Annotated in this window: 18 protein-coding genes and 4 tRNA genes; 1 reads left to right on the forward strand and 21 read right to left on the reverse strand. The window is 33.8% G+C overall.

The features are described from left to right. Nucleotides 1-10: 10 nt before the first annotated feature. The 16 genes from rpoB to NZD85_RS07625 all read right to left on the reverse strand — a co-directional run bounded on the left by rpoB (nucleotide 11) and on the right by NZD85_RS07625 (nucleotide 11,566). Nucleotides 11-3,853: a DNA-directed RNA polymerase subunit beta gene (gene rpoB, locus NZD85_RS07550; RefSeq protein ID WP_171622816.1), complete on the reverse strand. Its 3,843-nt coding sequence runs from the start codon at nucleotides 3,851-3,853 to the stop codon at nucleotides 11-13. A 102-nt stretch (nucleotides 3,854-3,955) separates the two neighbouring features. Next, nucleotides 3,956-4,321 (reverse strand): 50S ribosomal protein L7/L12, encoded by a 366-nt coding sequence (rplL, locus tag NZD85_RS07555; RefSeq protein WP_188319587.1) that lies wholly within the window; start codon nucleotides 4,319-4,321, stop codon nucleotides 3,956-3,958. Between the two features lie 45 nt (nucleotides 4,322-4,366). Further along, on the reverse strand, nucleotides 4,367-4,879 hold the full coding sequence (gene rplJ, locus NZD85_RS07560) for a 50S ribosomal protein L10 (RefSeq protein ID WP_171622862.1): 513 nt from the start codon (nucleotides 4,877-4,879) through the stop codon (nucleotides 4,367-4,369). An 18-nt stretch (nucleotides 4,880-4,897) separates the two neighbouring features. Further along, nucleotides 4,898-5,593: a 50S ribosomal protein L1 gene (rplA, locus tag NZD85_RS07565; RefSeq protein ID WP_171622818.1), complete on the reverse strand. Its 696-nt coding sequence runs from the start codon at nucleotides 5,591-5,593 to the stop codon at nucleotides 4,898-4,900. Nucleotides 5,594-5,610: 17 nt separating this feature from the next. Continuing rightward, nucleotides 5,611-6,051, reverse strand: a complete 441-nt coding sequence (gene rplK, locus NZD85_RS07570; protein ID WP_019974310.1) for a 50S ribosomal protein L11 — start codon at nucleotides 6,049-6,051, stop codon at nucleotides 5,611-5,613. A 70-nt stretch (nucleotides 6,052-6,121) separates the two neighbouring features. Further along, nucleotides 6,122-6,670 (reverse strand): transcription termination/antitermination protein NusG, encoded by a 549-nt coding sequence (gene nusG, locus NZD85_RS07575; protein ID WP_171622820.1) that lies wholly within the window; start codon nucleotides 6,668-6,670, stop codon nucleotides 6,122-6,124. 32 nt (nucleotides 6,671-6,702) lie between these two features. Beyond that, on the reverse strand, nucleotides 6,703-6,891 hold the full coding sequence (secE, locus tag NZD85_RS07580; protein WP_171622821.1) for a preprotein translocase subunit SecE: 189 nt from the start codon (nucleotides 6,889-6,891) through the stop codon (nucleotides 6,703-6,705). Between the two features lie 15 nt (nucleotides 6,892-6,906). Continuing rightward, nucleotides 6,907-6,977 (reverse strand) — tRNA-Trp (locus NZD85_RS07585). Between the two features lie 63 nt (nucleotides 6,978-7,040). Continuing rightward, nucleotides 7,041-8,228: an elongation factor Tu gene (gene tuf / locus NZD85_RS07590; RefSeq protein ID WP_171622822.1), complete on the reverse strand. Its 1,188-nt coding sequence runs from the start codon at nucleotides 8,226-8,228 to the stop codon at nucleotides 7,041-7,043. A 184-nt stretch (nucleotides 8,229-8,412) separates the two neighbouring features. Then, nucleotides 8,413-8,485 (reverse strand) — tRNA-Gly (locus tag NZD85_RS07595). Between the two features lie 72 nt (nucleotides 8,486-8,557). Beyond that, nucleotides 8,558-8,639, reverse strand: a tRNA-Tyr gene (locus tag NZD85_RS07600). A gap of 32 nt (nucleotides 8,640-8,671) precedes the next feature. Continuing rightward, a tRNA-Thr gene (locus NZD85_RS07605) sits at nucleotides 8,672-8,745 on the reverse strand. Nucleotides 8,746-8,877: 132 nt separating this feature from the next. After that, nucleotides 8,878-9,177 (reverse strand): ribosome hibernation-promoting factor, HPF/YfiA family, encoded by a 300-nt coding sequence (gene hpf / locus NZD85_RS07610; protein WP_171622823.1) that lies wholly within the window; start codon nucleotides 9,175-9,177, stop codon nucleotides 8,878-8,880. A 2-nt stretch (nucleotides 9,178-9,179) separates the two neighbouring features. Continuing rightward, nucleotides 9,180-10,079: a tyrosine-type recombinase/integrase gene (locus tag NZD85_RS07615; protein WP_260541199.1), complete on the reverse strand. Its 900-nt coding sequence runs from the start codon at nucleotides 10,077-10,079 to the stop codon at nucleotides 9,180-9,182. Between the two features lie 81 nt (nucleotides 10,080-10,160). Beyond that, nucleotides 10,161-10,355 (reverse strand): 30S ribosomal protein S21, encoded by a 195-nt coding sequence (gene rpsU / locus NZD85_RS07620; protein ID WP_171622825.1) that lies wholly within the window; start codon nucleotides 10,353-10,355, stop codon nucleotides 10,161-10,163. Nucleotides 10,356-10,423: 68 nt separating this feature from the next. Next, nucleotides 10,424-11,566, reverse strand: coding sequence for an acyl-CoA dehydrogenase family protein (locus tag NZD85_RS07625; RefSeq protein ID WP_171622826.1), 1,143 nt, complete (start codon nucleotides 11,564-11,566; stop codon nucleotides 10,424-10,426). A gap of 241 nt (nucleotides 11,567-11,807) precedes the next feature. Here NZD85_RS07625 and NZD85_RS07630 point away from each other — a divergent pair, with 241 nt between their 5' ends. After that, a complete protein-coding gene (locus NZD85_RS07630; RefSeq protein WP_260541202.1) occupies nucleotides 11,808-12,452 on the forward strand; it encodes an OmpW/AlkL family protein in 645 nt (214 codons plus the stop codon). A gap of 85 nt (nucleotides 12,453-12,537) precedes the next feature. Here NZD85_RS07630 and NZD85_RS07635 read toward each other — a convergent pair whose 3' ends face one another. The 5 genes from NZD85_RS07635 to NZD85_RS07655 all read right to left on the reverse strand — a co-directional run bounded on the left by NZD85_RS07635 (nucleotide 12,538) and on the right by NZD85_RS07655 (nucleotide 19,466). Further along, nucleotides 12,538-13,467, reverse strand: a complete 930-nt coding sequence (locus NZD85_RS07635; protein ID WP_260541204.1) for a cation diffusion facilitator family transporter — start codon at nucleotides 13,465-13,467, stop codon at nucleotides 12,538-12,540. 58 nt (nucleotides 13,468-13,525) lie between these two features. Further along, nucleotides 13,526-15,154 (reverse strand): L-glutamate gamma-semialdehyde dehydrogenase, encoded by a 1,629-nt coding sequence (gene pruA, locus NZD85_RS07640; protein ID WP_260541205.1) that lies wholly within the window; start codon nucleotides 15,152-15,154, stop codon nucleotides 13,526-13,528. Between the two features lie 98 nt (nucleotides 15,155-15,252). Further along, complete coding sequence (locus tag NZD85_RS07645; protein WP_260541206.1) at nucleotides 15,253-15,972, reverse strand: DUF1003 domain-containing protein; 720 nt, start codon at nucleotides 15,970-15,972, stop codon at nucleotides 15,253-15,255. A 66-nt stretch (nucleotides 15,973-16,038) separates the two neighbouring features. Continuing rightward, nucleotides 16,039-18,603 carry a hypothetical protein gene (locus tag NZD85_RS07650; protein WP_260541207.1) on the reverse strand — a complete coding sequence of 855 codons (2,565 nt, stop codon included), beginning with the start codon at nucleotides 18,601-18,603 and terminating at the stop codon, nucleotides 16,039-16,041. Beyond that, nucleotides 18,600-19,466 (reverse strand): hypothetical protein, encoded by an 867-nt coding sequence (locus tag NZD85_RS07655; RefSeq protein ID WP_260541208.1) that lies wholly within the window; start codon nucleotides 19,464-19,466, stop codon nucleotides 18,600-18,602. The genes NZD85_RS07650 and NZD85_RS07655 overlap by 4 nt, the downstream gene beginning before the upstream one ends. Nucleotides 19,467-19,487 lie beyond the last annotated feature (21 nt).

Here is a 19,487-nt window from a genome sequence, read left to right on the forward strand (position 1 = left end):
GGTTGCCCTATTATTCTTCCAAGTTTATGTCTAATCCAAGACCTTGTAATTCATGTAACAATACGTTAAATGATTCTGGAATACCAGGTTCTGGCATTGGCTCTCCTTTTACGATTGCTTCGTAAGTTTTCGCACGTCCAATTACGTCATCCGACTTAACTGTTAAGATTTCGCGTAAGATATTAGATGCACCGAATGCTTCTAATGCCCAAACCTCCATCTCTCCGAAACGTTGTCCACCGAATTGTGCTTTACCTCCTAATGGTTGTTGAGTAATTAAAGAGTATGGTCCGATAGAACGCGCGTGCATTTTGTCGTCAACCATATGTCCTAATTTCAACATGTAAATCACCCCTACAGTAGCTTTTTGATCAAAACGCTCTCCAGTATTACCATCATATAAATAAGTTGTACCGTGTTTAGGAATACCTGCTTCTTCTGTAATACGATCGATGTCATCAATTTCAGCACCGTCGAAAATAGGAGTTGCAAATTTTTGTCCCATTTTTAATCCAGCCCATCCTAATACCGTTTCATAAATCTGACCGATATTCATACGAGATGGTACCCCAAGTGGATTAAGTACGATATTTACTGGTGTTCCGTCTTCTAAGAAAGGCATATCTTCGTCGCGAACGATACGTGCAACAATACCTTTGTTACCGTGGCGTCCAGCCATTTTATCCCCTACTCTTAGTTTACGTTTTTTCGCAATATAGATTTTCGCTAATTTTACGATACCTGCAGGTAACTCATCTCCAACTGAGATTGTAAATCTTTCACGGTTAAGCGCTCCTTGTAAGTCGTTGTACTTAATTTTATAATTATGTATCAACTCTTTTACTAATTCGTTCTTATCCTCGTCTGTTGTCCAAAGAGATTCTAATCCAGTTAAATTTAAGAAATCTTCAACGTTAGATAAGATTTTTTGTGTGTATTTTACACCTTTCTTGATCACTTCTTCGTTCAAGTCGTTGTAAATACCTTGAGATGTTTTTCCGTTTAATAAAACGTATAATTTCTCTAATAAAATCTCTCTTAATTCATTGAATTTAACATCGTACTCAGCTTCTACACTATCAATGATAGCCTTGTCTTGAGAACGTTTACGTTTATCCTTAATACTACGTGAGAATAATTTTTTATTGATTACAACACCACGTAATGATGGAGAAGCTTTAAGAGAAGCATCTTTTACATCACCAGCTTTGTCACCAAAAATTGCACGTAATAGTTTTTCTTCTGGAGTTGGATCAGATTCTCCTTTTGGAGTAATCTTACCAATCAAGATATCACCAGGTTTTACTTCTGCTCCAATACGGATCATACCGTTTTCGTCTAAGTCTTTTGTAGCCTCTTCCGAAACGTTAGGAATATCAGAAGTTAATTCTTCCATACCTAATTTAGTATCACGTACATCTAATGAATACTCATCGATGTGGATAGATGTAAACCAGTCTTCACGAACAGCTTTCTCAGAAATTACAATAGCATCCTCGAAGTTGTACCCTTGCCAAGGCATAAAGGCAACAACCATGTTTCGACCAATTGCTAATTCTCCTCCTTCTGTTGCATAACCTTCAGATAAAACTTGTCCTTTCTCTACACGATCACCAACTTTTACAATTGGTTTCAACGTAATTGTAGTTCCTTGATTGGTTTTTCTGAATTTTGTTAAATTATATGTTTTCTCAGCGGTATCGAAGCTTACTAATTCTTCGTCTTCTGAGCGATCATATTTAATTGTTATAATGTCAGCATCAACATAAGTTACTGTACCTTCACGTTCTGCATTAACTAAGATTCTAGAATCTTTTGCAACTTGTTTTTCTAATCCAGTACCTACAATTGGTGCTTGAGGTTTTAATAATGGAACTGCCTGACGCATCATGTTCGATCCCATTAACGCACGGTTGGCGTCATCATGCTCCAAGAAAGGAATTAATGATGCTGAGATAGAAGCAATCTGGTTAGGTGCAACGTCGATTAAGTCTACTTCTGATGGAGTTACCACAGGGAAATCTCCGTCTTCACGAGCTGTTACACGTTCAGTAGCAATAGTACCATCGTCTGCCATGTCGATATTGGCTTGAGCAATTACTTTAGATTCTTCCTCTTCCGCAGTTAAGTAGATAGGTGCTGATTCGACGTCCACTTTTCCTTCTTCTACCTTTCTGTACGGTGTTTCGATGAATCCTAAGTTATTAACTTTAGCGAATACACATAATGACGAAATCAAACCAATGTTTGGTCCCTCAGGAGTTTCAATTGGACATAAACGTCCGTAATGAGTGTGGTGTACGTCACGTACCTCGAATCCCGCTCTTTCTCTTGATAAACCTCCAGGTCCTAATGCTGATAAACGACGTTTGTGTGTAATCTCTGATAATGGATTTGTTTGGTCCATGAACTGAGATAACTGATTCGTTCCGAAGAATGAGTTGATAACAGATGATAATGTTTTAGCATTAATCAAGTCGATAGGTGTAAACACCTCGTTGTCACGAACATTCATTCTTTCACGGATAGTTCTAGCCATACGAGCTAAACCTACTCCGAATTGGCTTGCCATTTGCTCACCAACCGTTCTTACACGACGGTTAGATAAGTGGTCAATATCATCCACCTCTGCTTTAGAGTTGATTAATTCGATTAAGTATTTAATAATCGAAATGATATCTTCACGAGTCAATACTTGTATATCCTCGCTAATAGCTAAACCTAATTTTTTATTTAATCTGTAACGACCTACTTCACCTAATGAATAACGTTGATCAGAGAAGAATAATTTATCAATAATTCCTCTTGCTGTCTCCTCATCTGGTGGCTCAGCGTTACGTAATTGTCTATAGATATACTCTACGGCTTCTTTTTCAGTATTCGTAGGGTCTTTTTGTAAAGTATTATGGATAATTCCATAATCAGCAGAATTTATATCTTCTTTGTGTAATAAGATTGTCTTAACACCAGAATCTACGATTTGATCGATGTGATCTTTTTCTAAGATTGTTTCACGGTCTAAGATAATTTCATTACGCTCGATAGATACAACTTCTCCTGTATCTTCATCTACGAAATCCTCGTGCCATGTGTTTAATACACGTGCAGCAAGTTTACGACCTACAACTTTCTTTAAATTAGCTTTATTAACTTTTACTTCTTCTGCTAAGTCGAAAATTTCTAAGATATCTTTATCTCTTTCGTATCCGATTGCACGTAATAAAGTAGTTAATGGTAACTTTTTCTTACGATCGATGTAAGCGTACATTACGCTGTTGATGTCTGTTGCGAACTCAATCCAAGATCCTTTGAAAGGAATAATACGAGATGAGTACAATTTTGTACCATTCGCATGGAAAGATTGTCCAAAGAATACCCCAGGAGAACGGTGTAATTGAGATACAATAACACGTTCTGCACCATTGATAATGAATGATCCTGAAGGTGACATATAAGGAATTGTTCCTAAATAAACGTCTTGCACAACAGTTTCGAAATCTTCGTGTTCTTCGTCCGTACAGTACAATTTAAGACGAGCTTTCAAAGGTACACTGTACGTTAACCCTCTTTCGATACACTCATCAATTGTGTAACGTGGTGGATCTACGAAATAATCTAAGAATTCTAAAACAAACTGATTGCGAGTATCCGTAATTGGAAAATTCTCAGCAAATGTTCGGTAAAGACCTTCATTTTTTCGTTGGTCAGGTCTTGTTTCCAACTGGAAAAAATCTTCAAACGATTTGATCTGAATGTCAAGGAAATCTGGGAACTGAGCGACTGCTTTTGCAGAAGAGAAGTTCAATCTTTCTTTTTTCTCAGTCGAGTTGCTTAATGTTGCTTTAGTGGCCAATTTCGAATGAATTTTGGTTTATATAATGACTTTATGCGTAAAAAGGTTTAGACCTAACACGTCCTGTGTTAGGTCCAAACCTATATTTTTTAGTAATAAAAATTACTTCAATTCTACTACTGCACCAGCTTCTTCTAGCTGTTTCTTTAAAGCTTCAGCTTCATCTTTAGAAACTGCTTCTTTAACTGTAGCTGGAGTTGAATCTACTAAATCTTTAGCTTCTTTTAATCCTTTTCCAGTTAATTCTTTAACTAATTTAACAACTGCTAATTTAGATGCACCTGCTTCTTTTAAGATTACGTCGAATTCTGTTTGCTCATCTGCAGCTTCAGCTCCACCAGCAGCAACAACAACTGCAGCAGCAGCTGGTTCAATTCCGTACTCGTCTTTTAAGATTGTAGATAATTCGTTAACTTCTAATACTGTTAAGTTTACTAACTCTTCAGCTAATTTTTTTAAATCTGCCATTTTAATGCTTTTTGTTTTTTAAACTTTATTTAATATGAGTGTGTCTTATTCTTCTGAAGCTCCTTCTTCTGCTTTCGCAGCTTCTTTGTTCTCTAATTGAGAAACAACAGTTTTGATAGGAGATTGAAGTAACATAACGATATCTGCGATTAATTCTTCGCGAGATTTCAATGCTACTAATTGTGGTAATTTGTCATCACCAACCCAAGTATTATCTTCAATCCAAGCTCCTTTTAAAATAGGCTTTTCAGATTTTTTTCTGAAAACATCAATTACTTTAGCTGGTGCATTACCAACTTCAGCAGTCATTAATGCTGTATTTCCTTTTAAAGATCCGTAAAGTTCTTCGAAGTTTTTGTCTTCGATGTTCTCCATCGCTTTCTTTAATAAAGTGTTTTTTACTACGCGTAAAGATACATTGCTTTTGAAGCAAGCTCTTCTTAATTCAGTAGTATTAACAGCGTTTAATCCGTCGATATCTGCTAAGTAGATGATTTTTGCTTCTGCTAATACAGCTTGCAATTCATCTATCATATTTGCTTTATCTTGTTTTGTCATTGCCATAATCTACTAATTTTAAGCGTTTACACTTTTTGGATCTACTGATACACCTACAGATTGAGTTGTAGAAAGCGTGATGCTTCTTACATATACTCCTTTAGCAGCTGTTGGTTTTAATTTAATTAAAGTTTGAATTAATTCATTCGCATTGTCTTTAATTTTATCAGCATCAAAAGATACTTTACCAACTGCAGCGTGGATGATTCCGTAACGGTCTACTTTGAAGTCGATTTTACCTGCTTTTACTTCAGAAACGGCTTTACCAACTTCTAAAGTTACAGTACCTGACTTTGGGTTAGGCATTAATCCACGAGGTCCTAAAACACGTCCTAATGGTCCTAATTTACCCATAACAGCTGGCATAGTAACGATCACGTCTACATCTGTCCAACCATCTTTAATTTTTTGTAAGTATTCATCTAATCCTACATAATCAGCACCTGCTGCTTTAGCTTCTGCTTCTTTATCTGGAGTAACTAATGCTAATACTTTTACATCTTTACCTGTTCCGTGTGGTAATGAAACTACACCACGAACCATTTGGTTAGCTTTCTTAGGGTCTACACCTAAACGAACTGCTATATCTACAGAAGCATCAAACTTTGCGTAGTTTACTTCCTTTACTAATGATGATGCTTCATCAATAGAGTAAAGTTTGTTTTTTTCTACTTTAGCTAATACCTCTTTTTGTTTTTTTGTTAACTTTGCCATTTCCTAAAATGTTTTAATTATTCTGGAGCTTGCCCACCTTTTACAGTTATACCCATAGAACGTGCAGTTCCAGCAACCATTTTCATAGCAGATTCAACAGTAAAACAGTTCATGTCCGCTAACTTGTCTTCAGCAATAGCTCTCACTTGATCCCAAGTAACAGTACCAACTTTTTGACGGTTTGGCACACCTGATGCTTTTTTCAATTTCGCAGCTTCCATTAACTGAACAGCAGCTGGTGGAGTTTTAATTACGAAATCAAATGATTTGTCTTGATACACCGTAATAACAACTGGTAACACTGCACCTTGTTTTTCTTGTGTACGTCCATTAAATTGTTTACAAAACTCCATGATGTTAACACCTGCAGCACCTAAAGCCGGCCCTACTGGTGGCGAAGGATTTGCTTGTCCTCCTTTAACTTGAAGTTTTACAACTTTTTCAATTTTTTTTGCCATTTTTTTAATTCTTAAAATTAAGCGTTATGTGGAAGCAGCCTAAATTTTCTACTTTTAATTTGTTGATTGATCATGCAATCTTTTCAACTTGGTTAAAACTTAACTCAAGTGGGGTTTTACGTCCGAAGATTAAAACCATCACTTCAAGTTTGCGTTTGTCTTCAATGATTTTCTCAACCGTTCCGTTGAAGCCATTGAATGGTCCGTCGATTACTTTTACATTTTCACCTACAATGTAAGTTACTCCAAGATTTGTATCAACATTTTCTGCTAATTCGTCAACTTTACCTAACATTCGGTTAACTTCCGATTGTCTCATTGGTACAGGATCACCTCCTTTGGTTGCACTCAAAAAGCTAATTACACCAGATGTATTCTTTACCATGTGAGGTATTTCTCCCACAAGCTCAGCTTCTATCATGATGTAGCCAGGAAAATGTACTTTTTCCTTTTGATATTTTTTACCGTTGCGGATTTGAATCACTTTTTCCATAGGAACAACAATTTGTCCTACATAATCATTCAAATTTTGGTACTGAATTTCTCTTTCAATATAATCTTTAACTTTCAGCTCTTGTCCAGCTACAGTCTTGATTACATACCATTTCTTTTCACTCATGATTCTAATTACTAAACGGGATATTATATAAACTAAAAAGCGCCGTAGATAAAGTTAAGCACTTGTGTGAATAATGTATCTACCGCATATAAAAATATAGCTAACAGAACTGTAGCTATTGCAACAATAATAGTGTCTCTTTGTAAATCAGAAAAAGATGGCCATGTTACATGTTCTTTAAACTCTACAAAGGATTCTTTTACATATTGTACGATTTTCATATCGTTTTCATTTAGCACGGGCACAAGGATTCGAACCCTGATCAACGGTTTTGGAGACCGCTATTCTACCATTGAACTATGCCCGTAGAATAAAAAGAGTGGTAATCATTGAAGATTACCACATCTTCTATATTATTGATTGACTATAATTAGTCTAAAATTTCAGTTACCTGACCTGCACCAACTGTACGTCCACCTTCACGGATTGCGAAACGTAAACCTTCGTTTAATGCAATTGGTTGTAATAATTCAACTGTAATAGTTAAGTTATCTCCTGGTAAAACCATCTCAACACCTTCTGGTAAGTTGATTTCCCCTGTTACGTCAGTTGTACGTACGTAGAACTGTGGACGGTAACGGTTGTGGAATGGAGTGTGACGACCACCTTCTTCTTTAGTTAAGATATAAACCTCAGCTTTGAATTTTTTGTGTGGTTTAACAGATCCTTGTTTACAAATAACCATACCACGACGGATTTCTGTTTTCTCAACACCACGTAATAATAAACCTACATTATCACCAGCTTCACCTCTATCTAAGATTTTACGGAACATTTCAACCCCAGTTACAGTAGAAGTTAATTTTTCTTCTCCCATACCTACGATATCAACTGGATCACCAGAGTTAATAACACCAGCCTCGATACGTCCTGTTGCAACAGTACCACGACCTGTAATAGAGAATACATCCTCTACTGGCATTAAGAATGGTTTGTCAGAGTCACGTACTGGTTCTTCAATCCAGTTATCAACTTCTTCCATTAAATGCAATAAAGCATCAACCCATTTTTGTTCTCCGTTTAATGCACCTAAAGCAGATCCTTGAACAACTGGAGTGTTATCTCCATCGTACTCGTAAGAAGACAATAAATCTCTTACTTCCATCTCTACTAATTCTAATAACTCAGCATCGTCAACCATATCTACTTTGTTTAAGAAAACAACGATACGAGGAACGTTTACTTGGCGACATAATAAGATGTGCTCACGAGTTTGAGGCATTGGCCCATCAGTAGCAGCAACTACCAAGATACCACCATCCATTTGAGCAGCTCCTGTAACCATGTTCTTTACGTAATCCGCGTGACCTGGACAGTCAACGTGCGCGTAGTGACGGTTAGCAGTTTCATACTCTACGTGAGATGTATTAATTGTAATACCACGCTCTTTCTCCTCTGGAGCATTATCGATTTGATCGAAAGCTTTTGCTTCTGAAAAACCAGCATCAGCTAATACTTTAGTAATTGCTGCAGTTGTAGTGGTTTTACCGTGGTCAACGTGACCAATAGTACCAATATTTAAGTGCGGCTTATTACGGTTGAAAGTTTCCTTTGCCATTTTACTTTTTATTAATTTCTATTGTTATACTTAAATTTAAAAAAAATAACTTTTAATTATTTCAAGTGCAAAAATACACTTTTTAATTTATATAAAGGTATTTATTTTTGATTCGCCAACCTTAGATTAAATAAGTTTCAACAACTACTTACAAAGATTAACTACACTAGCGAACTAGAATTTGAGCGGGAAACGAGACTCGAACTCGCAACATTCAGCTTGGAAGGCTGACGCTCTACCAATTGAGCTATTCCCGCATTCACTTCTAAAAAGCTTTGCAAATTTAAAGATTAAATCCTAAACCACAAAACTTTTAAAAATTAAGTTTGTGGGGAGAGCAGGATTCGAACCTGCGAAGGTGAAACCAACGGATTTACAGTCCGTCCTCGTTGGCCGCTTGAGTATCTCCCCGCCTTACCTTTTGTTCTTATAAAAAAACTTAGAGCCGATAGAGGGACTCGAACCCACGACCTGCTGATTACAAATCAGCTGCTCTAGCCAGCTGAGCTACATCGGCATTATTTATTTATAAAAGACTTATTTTAAAAGAACAGTCCGTTAAAATTGTTTGTTTAACGGACTGCAAATTTACGCTGTTTTTTGAATTAACCAAATTTTTATGATTTTTTTTTAGCTAATTCTTCAATTTTTATCGATCGCTAATTTTTTCCTTTTTTCTGATAATTAATTTTTTCAATGTATCTACCGACAAATCAATACATTCCTCAAAAGACTGTCCAGTTTTACTCACAACGATATCATCTCCGGGTACTTCTAATTTGATATCAACTGTCTTGTTGTTTTTTTCTGCAGTATTCTCTAATTTAAAAGAAACGTTTGCTGCAATGATTTTGTCTGACAAAGTTTCTAATTTTTCTAATTTTTTTTCTAAATACTCCTCTAAACCTGGTTTAGTATTGAAGTTTACTGCTTGAAAGTTAATTGTCATAATTACTCTTTTTTGTTCTCACGTGGGTGAGCTTTGTTAAACACTTTTTTTAAATTTTCTATACTTCCATGTGTATAAATTTGAGTCGATGACAAACTTGAATGCCCTAAAATATCTTTCACTGCATTCAAATCTGCTCCAGAATCTAACATATGGGTCGCAAATGAATGCCTCAACATATGAGGACTTTTTTTATGTTTTACACTTATAAGACTAAGGTAATATTTAACTTTGGAATAAACAAGATTATCATACAAAGGTTTTCCTTTTTCTGTTACAAAAACATTCGTACATTGTAGGGTAATTTCGTTATGTTTTCGTGTATTGTAAATTGCTAAATCTTCTAACAAAAAAGTTGAAATCGGAATTATACGTTCTTTGTTTCTTTTTCCTAAAACTTTAATAGAGAGCGTAGCTGGATCAATGTCATTTTCTTTCAAACCTATCAATTCGGCACGTCGAATACCTGTTTGATACATCACATCAATCATCAAACGATCTCTTGCTCCTTCAAACGTATCAGGAAAGAATTCATCATTATTCAACAAATCATTTAATTCTGTCTGTGTAAATGGAACCAGCACTTGTTTATTTTGCTTGAGAGAATGTATTTGTTCAATTGGGTTAATCGTTAAATGACTTTCCTTGATTAAATATTTATAAAACGTGCGCAGCGCGCTTAATTTTCGATTTACTGTTTTCTCCGACTTCTGTAATTCGGATAAGTACATTACAAATGCACGAATATGATTTTTGGTTGCGTGTTGAATTTCAGATGAATCTTCTTCTTGTTGATAAAACTCAACAAAATCATCTAAATCTCTTTTGTAACTTGTAATTGTTAGCGTAGAATAGTTTTTCTCGAGCGCTAAATAATCTAAGAATAGTTGAATTAATTCCATAAAAAAACCTATTCATCAAAGTTACAACTTTAATAAATAGGTCAATAGAAATTAATTCTTTATATTGTTTAAAACAGCTATTTACGCTTCTTCTTGTGCCAATAAAGATTGTTTGTAGATTGCTCTACTCATCTTAATTCTGTTTGAAACAGAAGGTTTTGTAAATTGTTGACGTGCTCTTAGCTGACGTACAACACCTGTTTTATCAAATTTTCTTTTGTATTTTTTTAGAGCTCTTTCGATTGACTCTCCGTCTTTTACTGGTATAATCAACATAATTTTATCTATTTCTTTTTGAGATGGCAAATATACAACTCTTTAGTAATTAAACAAATCCTTTTGCATTAATCTTTCAAAATATTTCTTCCAATAACTAATTTTTGGATTTCAGTTGTTCCTTCTCCAATTGTACATAACTTAGAATCTCGGTAAAATTTTTCTACTGGAAAATCTTTTGTATAGCCGTATCCTCCAAATATTTGTACCGCTTCGTTCGATATTTTAACACAAGCTTCCGATGCATAATATTTTGCCATAGCACCTTCTGTTGTCATTGGTTTTTTATGATTTTTTAGATAAGAAGCTTTGCGAATTAATAATTCAGAAGCTTCAATTTCAGTTACCATTTCAGCTAATTTGAAATTAATTGCTTGGAAATTGGCAATTGCAGTTCCAAATTGGTGACGCTCTTGTGCATATTTTAAAGCAGCTTTATACGCTCCTTTTGCAATACCTAAGGATAAAGCCGCGATAGAAATTCGACCACCATCTAAAATTTTCAATGCTTGTTTGAAACCATCTCCTACATTTCCTAAACGATTAGCATCAGAAACACGTACGTTATCAAAGATTAATTCTGCTGTTTCAGAAGCACGCATGCCTAATTTATTTTCTTTTTTACCTGAAGTAAAACCTGGTGTTCCTTTTTCGATAACAAAAGCTGTTGCATTATTTTTAGCTCCTTTTTCTCCTGTACGTGTCATCACAACTGCTACATCTCCAGAAATGGCGTGTGTAATAAAGTTTTTTGCACCATTGATTACCCATTCATCACCATCTTTAACAGCTGTTGTTGACATTCCTCCTGCATCAGATCCTGTATTGTGCTCTGTTAATCCCCAAGCTCCAATCCATTCTGCTGTTGCTAATTTTGGTAACCATCGTTGTTTTTGTTCTTCGTTTCCGAATTCTAAAATATGATTTGTACAAAGTGAGTTGTGCGCAGCTACAGACAATCCAATAGAAGGGTCGACTTGTGAGATTTCATCTACAATCGATACATATTCATCATAAGACAATCCGCTTCCTCCGTATTCTTCTGGAACAACAATTCCCATGAATCCCATTTTTCCAAGTTCTTTAAAAACTTCTACAGGAAAAGTTTGAGCTTCATCCCATTCCATAATATTAGGCTGAATGTATTGTTTTGCAAAATCTCTTGCAGACTGTGCGATTAATGATAAATTTTCATTTTCTAAGAAATCCATTTTTTTGAGTTTTATTATTTTTTTATGACTTAGCTTCAAAAGTAATAAATTTCTATTAAGTGAAAAGTTTTTCTTTTACGATTATTTTTATTCATTAAAAATAATTGACTCTCAGCGGTTTTAATTTAAAAAAAACTGAATTAACTACAAATGTTTAAAGTCATTTTAAAAAATGATTTTAAACATTTTAATTCGGATAGATTAATCCGAGATTTGTTGTCAGAAATTAAAAACAATGATTATGAAAAAAGGACTTATACTATTGGGAGCAATCTTAACTTCAGCAATTTCATTTGGTCAAGAAGCAGGAGAGTTGCATATGCGTGTTAGAGCAACAGGTGTAGTTCCTGTAGAAAATGCTAAAATTGAAGCTATAGGTGGAAATGTAGCTGTTACGAATAATGTTATTCCTGAAATTGACTTTACGTATTATATTACGAAAAATCTTGCAGCCGAATTAATATTAGGAACGTCTAAACATGAAGTTGTTGCTGTAAATACGGCATTAGGAAATTTAGATTTAGGTCGTGTAATGTTACTTCCTCCTACTGTAAATGTGCAATACCATATGTATCCTACAAAAAATTTAAAACCTTATATTGGAGCTGGAATTAACTATACAATTTTCTACGACGAAGGTGCAGGAAAAGGTAGAAATGCAGCTGTAACAAGTGTTGATTATGAAAATAAAGTAGGCTTCGGATTTCAATTAGGATTTGATTATAAAATCAATGATAAATTATATTGGAACGTGGATGTTAAAAAATTATATTTAAACACAGATGTAACAGTTGGAGCTGCTTTGGATCAACAAGTTTATGTGCCAGCAGATGTAGATCTTAATCCTTGGTTAATCAGTACTGGTATTGGGTTCAAATTATTCTAAAATCGACCTTTTATATATATTATGATTTTTTAAAAATAAAGAAAAATCAAAAAGAGAAGCAATTGCTTCTCTTTTTTTATTTAAATTATCTCTCTACCCTTTTATCTTCTATTTGATTGATTCGAAAATATTCTCGAACCGAAACAAAAGTAGGTTCTATATGCACCAACACATCTTTTACTTGAGGCATTTTTGCTTGAACAGCATCTTTTAGATCATGGCTAATTTTATGTCCTTCTACAACTGAAATAGAGCCATCTACAATCGCATGTAAATCCACATAATAATTCATTCCGTTCTTACGAACATTACATTTTTCGGTCGCCATAACACCTGGTACATTTAAGGCTATTTCACGAATTTGTTCAATTTCATCTTCATACAATTGTTCATCCATAATTTCGCCCAAAGCAGGACGAAGAATTTTATATGCATTATATAAAATGAACGTTGATGCAAAAAGTGCTGCTACATCGTCTGCAGCTTCCCAACCTGGTCCCATCACCAAAGAAATCGAGATTCCGATAAATGCCATTAGCGAAGTTATCGCATCTGATCGATGGTGCCAAGCATCCGCTTTTAAAGAAGAACTATTGGTCTCGACACTTTTTCGCATCACATATTGAAACGATAATTCTTTAAACAGTATAATTCCTCCAAGAACTAATAACGTAAAAGGTTTGGGTTGATGATGTGGTGTAATAATATTTGTAATACTCTCCTTCGCAATAATAATCGCAGAAACAATCAGAAAAGTAACCACTAAGAATGTAATTAACGCTTCAGCTTTTCCGTGTCCATACGGATGATTTTCATCTGCTGGTTTAGCTGAATACTTCAGCCCAAAGAATACAAATATTGATGAAAAAACATCTGCCGAAGATTCGATAGCATCTGCAATAAGCGCGTATGAATTTCCAAAATAACCAGCCAAAAACTTAATTCCAGCCAAAGAAGCATTTCCTACAATACTAAAAATCGAAGCTTTGATTGCTTTTTCCGAATTATCATTCATACCAAAAAAATAAGCCCTACAAATGTAAGGCTTATTCTAATTTTATATCTCGAAAATATTATTTTTCTAAGAATGGGTATTTGTAATCTTTTGCAGGAACAAATGTTTCTTTAATTGTTTGAACAGAAGTCCAACGTAACAAGTTCATTGCAGATCCAGCTTTATCATTTGTACCAGAAGCACGTGCTCCACCAAATGGTTGTTGCCCAACTACAGCTCCTGTTGGTTTGTCGTTGATGTAGAAGTTTCCACAAGCATTTTTCAATGCATTAGATGCGATTCCCACAGCAGCACGATCTTTCGAGAAGATAGAACCTGTTAAAGCATAAGCAGAAGTTTCGTCTACTAATTTTAAAGTTGCTTCAAATTCATTTTCATCATATACATAAACAGACAATACAGGTCCGAAGATTTCTTCTACCATTGATTCGTATTGAGGATTTGTTACTTTGATTACTGTTGGTTGAACAAAGTATCCTACAGAATCGTCATACGTACCACCAATTACAACTTCAGCTTCAGAAGATGCATGTGCACGATCAATATATGCTTTTGATTTTTCGAAAGAATTTTTATCAATAACAGCAGTCATGAAATTAGAGAAATCTTCAGGAGAACCTAATGTCACAGTTGCTAACATTTCTTTCATTTGTTTTTCTACCTCGTTCCATAAATTAGAAGGGATGTAAGCACGAGAAGCTGCAGAACATTTTTGTCCTTGGTATTCGAATGCTCCACGAACTAAAGCTACAGCAACTTCTGTTGCACAAGCAGATTTGTGAACCATAACGAAATCTTTTCCTCCTGTTTCTCCTACAATACGAGGGTAAGTTCTATAATTATTAATATTATCACCAATTTGTTTCCATAAAGTATTGAAAACTTTTGTTGAACCTGTGAAGTGTAATCCAGCAAAATCTTTGTGCTCTAAAACTGTTTTTGCAGTTTCTGCTCCATCAGTTAAAATCATATTGATTACACCATCTGGTAAACCAGCTTTTTTGAACACTTCCATAGTCACTTTAGCAGCTAAAGTTTGTTTATCTGAAGGTTTCCAAACAACAACATTCCCCATCAAAGCCATACAAGAAGGTAAGTTACCAGCAATTGCAGTAAAGTTGAAAGGAGTGATAGCGAATGTAAATCCTTCTAATGGACGATAATCTACGCGATTCCATACTCCCGGAGAAGAGACTGGTTGATCTGCATAAATTTCTGTCATATACTGTACATTGAAACGTAAAAAGTCGATTAACTCACAAGCTGAATCAATTTCTGCTTGCATCGCATTTTTAGATTGTCCAATCATCGTTGCAGCATTTATTTTTGCACGGTAAGGACCAGCAATTAAATCTGCAGCTTTTAAGAAAATTGCCGCTCTATCTTCCCAAGGCATTGCAACCCAAGCTTCTTTTGCAGCTAACGCTGTATCTATCGCTTTTCTTACATCGTCTTGAGTTCCTTCGTGGAAATAACCAACCACTTTTTGGTGATCGTGTGGAGGACGAATTTCTTTTTTATTTCCTGAAAAAATCTCTTCAGAACCAATGTATTGCGGAACCTCTGTCACCTCGTTAAACATTTTTTTGTATGCGTCTAATAATTGCGCGCGCTCTGGCGTACCAGGAGCATACGATTTCACCTCTTCGTTAACAGCTTGAGGAATTTGAGCAAATGATTTTGACATTCTTATTATTTTGTTTGTTTATACTTATTCAAAGTCCAAATTTATGAAAAATAAATGAAAATTTTCAGTTTGAATAATTAACTAAATTGCCTCATAAATTAATCTTTTAGGTCCCTATCATTCTTATCTTTAGATTGAATCACTTGTTTTTCGATATTCTCTAAATACTGAATTTGCATTTCCTGAATTTCTAATAATTTTTTGTTTTGATGAACCAATAAATGATCTATTTTTTCACTTAATAATTTTATCTCCAATTCAGCTTTCAAATTGATTTTATAATCGTGTTCAGCTCTATCCCTGTCTTTATCTTCTTGTCGATTTTGGCTCATCATGATAATCGGTGCTTGAATCGCCACTAAACAAGAAAGAATTAAATTCAATAAAATAAACGGATAAGGGTCAAATCCTTTGTTATGTAACATCCAGAAGTTAAGTAACATCCACGCTAATAAAAACACAAAAAACGCAACAATAAACGTCCAACTTCCTCCAAAAGTAGCCACATTATCAGCTATTTTTTCACCAATTGTTAATGTTTTTACTGTTTCTTCTTTGATATTTTCTGAAAGAATCGAATTATTTCGAATTGCTTCTATAACATCTTGATCCAATTTTTCCATTTCACCTTTTTCTTGCGAAATCAAATTAGCAAAAAATAAACGACGATATTTATTTAGAACTTTAATTGAAACATTTTCTTCTTCGGATATATCTGGATAATCTTGTTGAATTAATTTAAAAATTTCTTGTTGAATCTCTTTACCTTTCACAGCTTCATAGCGATGAATTGGTTTTTGTGTTACAAAACATTTCATAATAGTCTATTTGAGTCAAAAATTTTCTAACAAAAAACGCTCCTAAAATTAGAAGCGTTTACTGGATTAAAAGTTATTCGTGTAATAATCGAAATATTTACAATTTGATTTGATTTCTTGATACGCTTTCGTATCTGAATATTGTTTTAAACTCTTGAAATTAGAACGATAATTTGCCACTTTATATGCCAATATTTTATTTTCATTCGAATATTGATCTTCATACAAACGTTTCAAAACTGGATCTTTTGCATTGTAAAAACGACCTTGTTCATTCTTTGATAATGCAAACAATAGTTGCGCTTTCATCTCTTTATCCTTAGTTGCATCAAACGCTTTTTTCAAATAATTTTCTGAAGGTGTAAAATTATCAACATAATATCCACCCCAACCAAAACTTTTATAAAAGAAATTTGTTGTTGCTTCATATTCCGAATCATAATTATGATATTTTGGTCCATTCTCGTTGTTTCGATCAAATGTCAACAAATAGCGATAATACCCTAAAGTTGTTGTGTTGTAATAAAAATTTCCTAATAAATAATTTGCTTTCGCACCTTCTTCAGAATTTTTTTTCCCGATTTTATTCAATTCAATCATTGCATTCGTCAATTCTAATTTTGACATTTTAGATTTGATAAATTTGAACTCATTCAAATAAGGCGTTTCAATTACCTGATTTTCATCACAGTTAAAACATTCAATTTTATTGTACCCAAAAATCTTACTTGGAATATTATGAAAGCCATCAAATTGGTTTTCTACCCAAGTTTTTGTTTCTTTTTTTGTCGAATAATTGTAATCATACACAAAATATGAACTTTCGGAAGTATGAAATGTTGGATCTATTTTTTCGAATTCCTTCTTTGCTAAATCAAATTTCATTTCGCCCAAATAAATAGTCCCTTTGAAATCAGCTAAATAATCAGCTAATTTATATTGAATATCCGTTGATTTTTCGGTTCTCCAATCCCATGAACTCGATTTTACTTTTGTATTGATTAAATATTTTTCGAAAGCTGTTTTATTTGGTTTCTTATCCAATTTATCCAAATCGTTGATAATCGCCCAATTCGGATTTGAACCTAATTGTGTAATTTCGTTATGAATCAAAAACGCTTTTCCTTTATCGCCTTGCAAAAAATATCGATTTGCCAAAACGTCTAAAATGACATTTTTTAGATTCATTTTTTGATTCTCACTAATAGGATATTCGTATTCATTTTCTGGTAATTTTGGGTATTCGTAATGAAGGATTGACGCATATTTTTGCATCAATTGATTCTCAAAACTATCCGTAATTTTCTTTTGTTCGAAAATTTCTAATAAAACTTGAATTACATTTTTTTGTTGTTGAAATTCTTTCGAGGTCGAATTTACTTTTGCTAAATACGTCTTCGTTTCGGTAAAATTTTTATTCAATAAATTCAAATAAGCAACCGATAAATTCCAAAATTCTTTGTTATCGGCTTTTGTAGCTTGTAATTTTGCTAAGGCAATCAACTCATTAATTTGAATTTCTTCTTTCGAATTATCAACCGAACTTCCATAATATTCATTATTCAATTTTACAGGCAAATACAAATCCGTGTATTTTTTTCGTCCTTGTGTCGAATTCCAATAATAATCTTCAGGATTTTGTTGCAAATATTGACGCTCGATTAAATTGATAGAACGTGCAAATAAAATTCGAGCTTGTGGCGCATTCACATCATTTGCAATAATTTTTTTCGCGGGTGCTAACGGATTAGAAAAGTCATTGTAACCAATCAATAGATACAAATCATTTTTCTCTTGTGTAGTTTTTGCATTTGCCAAAAGCTTCTCATAATTTAAATCTTGTGTCACGTTCATCGACTGATAAGCACTTAATTTACGGTCATTAGAATGTGAAAAAACTTCGAAAAAATCATAATTCGCTTGTACATAATTTCCGAGTGCACGTTCGGCACCACCTTTTTGATCTAACGCATAATAATACATCGAATTTTTTAGTCCCTGAGAAGCTACATACATGTTAAAATAGTTAATAGCATCTCTGTATTCATGGAAATAATGTGCAAAACGAACCAATTGATAACCATAACGCGTTTTCAATTCTTTATCTGTTTCCGCATTCCAACTCTTCTTTAGAACCTCAAGAACTTTTTTATAATTTAGATTATTAACATTTTTTTCTGGACGATCGACATACGACCACTCACCATTATCAATGTAATAAAATGCCATGTAAGGCTCTAAATATTTGGCATATGATAAATAAAGCAATTGTTGTTTATTCTTTTTTATCCAATCTGTTGTCGCAAAATTGGTTGTTGAATTGGTTGATTTTCCAGTTTTAATCATCGAATCAACTTCTTGTTTTGATGCTTTAAAAACCAATTCGTAAGCTTGTTGATATGTGATTCCTAATGTTTTTTGCCAATCTAAAATATTCTCATTTTTTTGATTTTCATCAATCGAATAATATGGATTATCCAATGTCATCAAAAAAGGTTGATATTGTGGCGCTTCACTTAATGTTTGAGAAAAAAGATTGTAATAATAGTAATCTTCTCCTCCTCCATCAGCGCAAGCAAATGCTTGAGTTAGTCCAAAGATTAAACTTAATGATAGTACTATTTTTTTCATAGATCTTTAGGAATTGTATTTAAAAATTTTGAATCTAAATGATAATAGATCAAACGGTAATTGTCTTTTAATTTTGTATCGATAAACGACTTTGTTTCAACTAATAATTGAGGTGATATTGTTTCTACTTTAATAGTAAAACCTTTGCTCACATAAAAATTTCGAACGAAGAAATTATCTTCAACTTCGTAAAAACCTTCACGAACTTTTTTCACAGGTTTCCCTATCAAATCTTGCTCCGAAAAAGAATTGATTAACTTTATTTTTCCAAGATGATTTGTTAAAATCGCCCATGAATAAATTGGCAAAGCCACGTCTAATTTGATTGGATAATCTTCTAAATTTTGTAAATAATCTTTGGCTATTTTCAAATCTAAAATTGAATTGTTTTCAGTTTGATCGGTCGGATTTTCGGTAGCATAACACATCAAAACCATTTTATCCAATGGTGGAACACCTTCTTGCTCTTTAAATTTCACTTGATGCAAACGTAAAGTGGCAGAAATTTGTTTGCCCGAAATATGTTTCAATTCAGACAAAAATGTAAAATAATTTTCTCGTGTCGATTTTGTCCAATCGCAATCAATTTGAATTTCATCAAAGCTTTTTAAGCTTCCTCTTTCAGCTGTTTCGTTCAAAAAATTAAACACATCTTTAGCCAAAATTTTTACTTGATCTTTGGATATATTTAGAAAAGTTTGATTGGTAATAAAAATGGTCGGAATATAATTAACGTTAAGTTTTGTTGCATCAAAATTCTGAATAATCCCAATTGGTGAAATTTTATTTGCTTTTTTATCTACATCAAAAAAACGAATGTAAACATTCTCTACCTTTAGGTAATCGACTGTATTTTTCTCCATTTCATTGATCGAAAAATTACT

Origin of the sequence: Empedobacter stercoris (assembly GCF_025244765.1) — a bacterium.
GTDB lineage: Bacteria > Bacteroidota > Bacteroidia > Flavobacteriales > Weeksellaceae > Empedobacter > Empedobacter stercoris.

Coding starts and splice junctions, on each gene's coding strand:
- rplL (WP_188319587.1), bottom strand. CDS start 4,321: ATGGCAGATTTAAAAAAATTAGCTGAAGAGTTAGTAAACTTAACAGTA.
- rplJ (WP_171622862.1), bottom strand. CDS start 4,879: ATGACAAAACAAGATAAAGCAAATATGATAGATGAATTGCAAGCTGTA.
- rplA (WP_171622818.1), bottom strand. CDS start 5,593: ATGGCAAAGTTAACAAAAAAACAAAAAGAGGTATTAGCTAAAGTAGAA.
- rplK (WP_019974310.1), bottom strand. CDS start 6,051: ATGGCAAAAAAAATTGAAAAAGTTGTAAAACTTCAAGTTAAAGGAGGA.
- nusG (WP_171622820.1), bottom strand. CDS start 6,670: ATGAGTGAAAAGAAATGGTATGTAATCAAGACTGTAGCTGGACAAGAG.
- secE (WP_171622821.1), bottom strand. CDS start 6,891: ATGAAAATCGTACAATATGTAAAAGAATCCTTTGTAGAGTTTAAAGAA.
- tuf (WP_171622822.1), bottom strand. CDS start 8,228: ATGGCAAAGGAAACTTTCAACCGTAATAAGCCGCACTTAAATATTGGT.
- hpf (WP_171622823.1), bottom strand. CDS start 9,177: ATGACAATTAACTTTCAAGCAGTAAACTTCAATACTAAACCAGGTTTA.
- NZD85_RS07615 (WP_260541199.1), bottom strand. CDS start 10,079: ATGGAATTAATTCAACTATTCTTAGATTATTTAGCGCTCGAGAAAAAC.
- rpsU (WP_171622825.1), bottom strand. CDS start 10,355: ATGTTGATTATACCAGTAAAAGACGGAGAGTCAATCGAAAGAGCTCTA.
- NZD85_RS07625 (WP_171622826.1), bottom strand. CDS start 11,566: ATGGATTTCTTAGAAAATGAAAATTTATCATTAATCGCACAGTCTGCA.
- NZD85_RS07630 (WP_260541202.1), top strand. CDS start 11,808: ATGAAAAAAGGACTTATACTATTGGGAGCAATCTTAACTTCAGCAATT.
- NZD85_RS07635 (WP_260541204.1), bottom strand. CDS start 13,467: ATGAATGATAATTCGGAAAAAGCAATCAAAGCTTCGATTTTTAGTATT.
- pruA (WP_260541205.1), bottom strand. CDS start 15,154: ATGTCAAAATCATTTGCTCAAATTCCTCAAGCTGTTAACGAAGAGGTG.
- NZD85_RS07645 (WP_260541206.1), bottom strand. CDS start 15,972: ATGAAATGTTTTGTAACACAAAAACCAATTCATCGCTATGAAGCTGTG.
- NZD85_RS07650 (WP_260541207.1), bottom strand. CDS start 18,603: ATGAAAAAAATAGTACTATCATTAAGTTTAATCTTTGGACTAACTCAA.
- NZD85_RS07655 (WP_260541208.1), bottom strand. CDS start 19,466: ATGGAGAAAAATACAGTCGATTACCTAAAGGTAGAGAATGTTTACATT.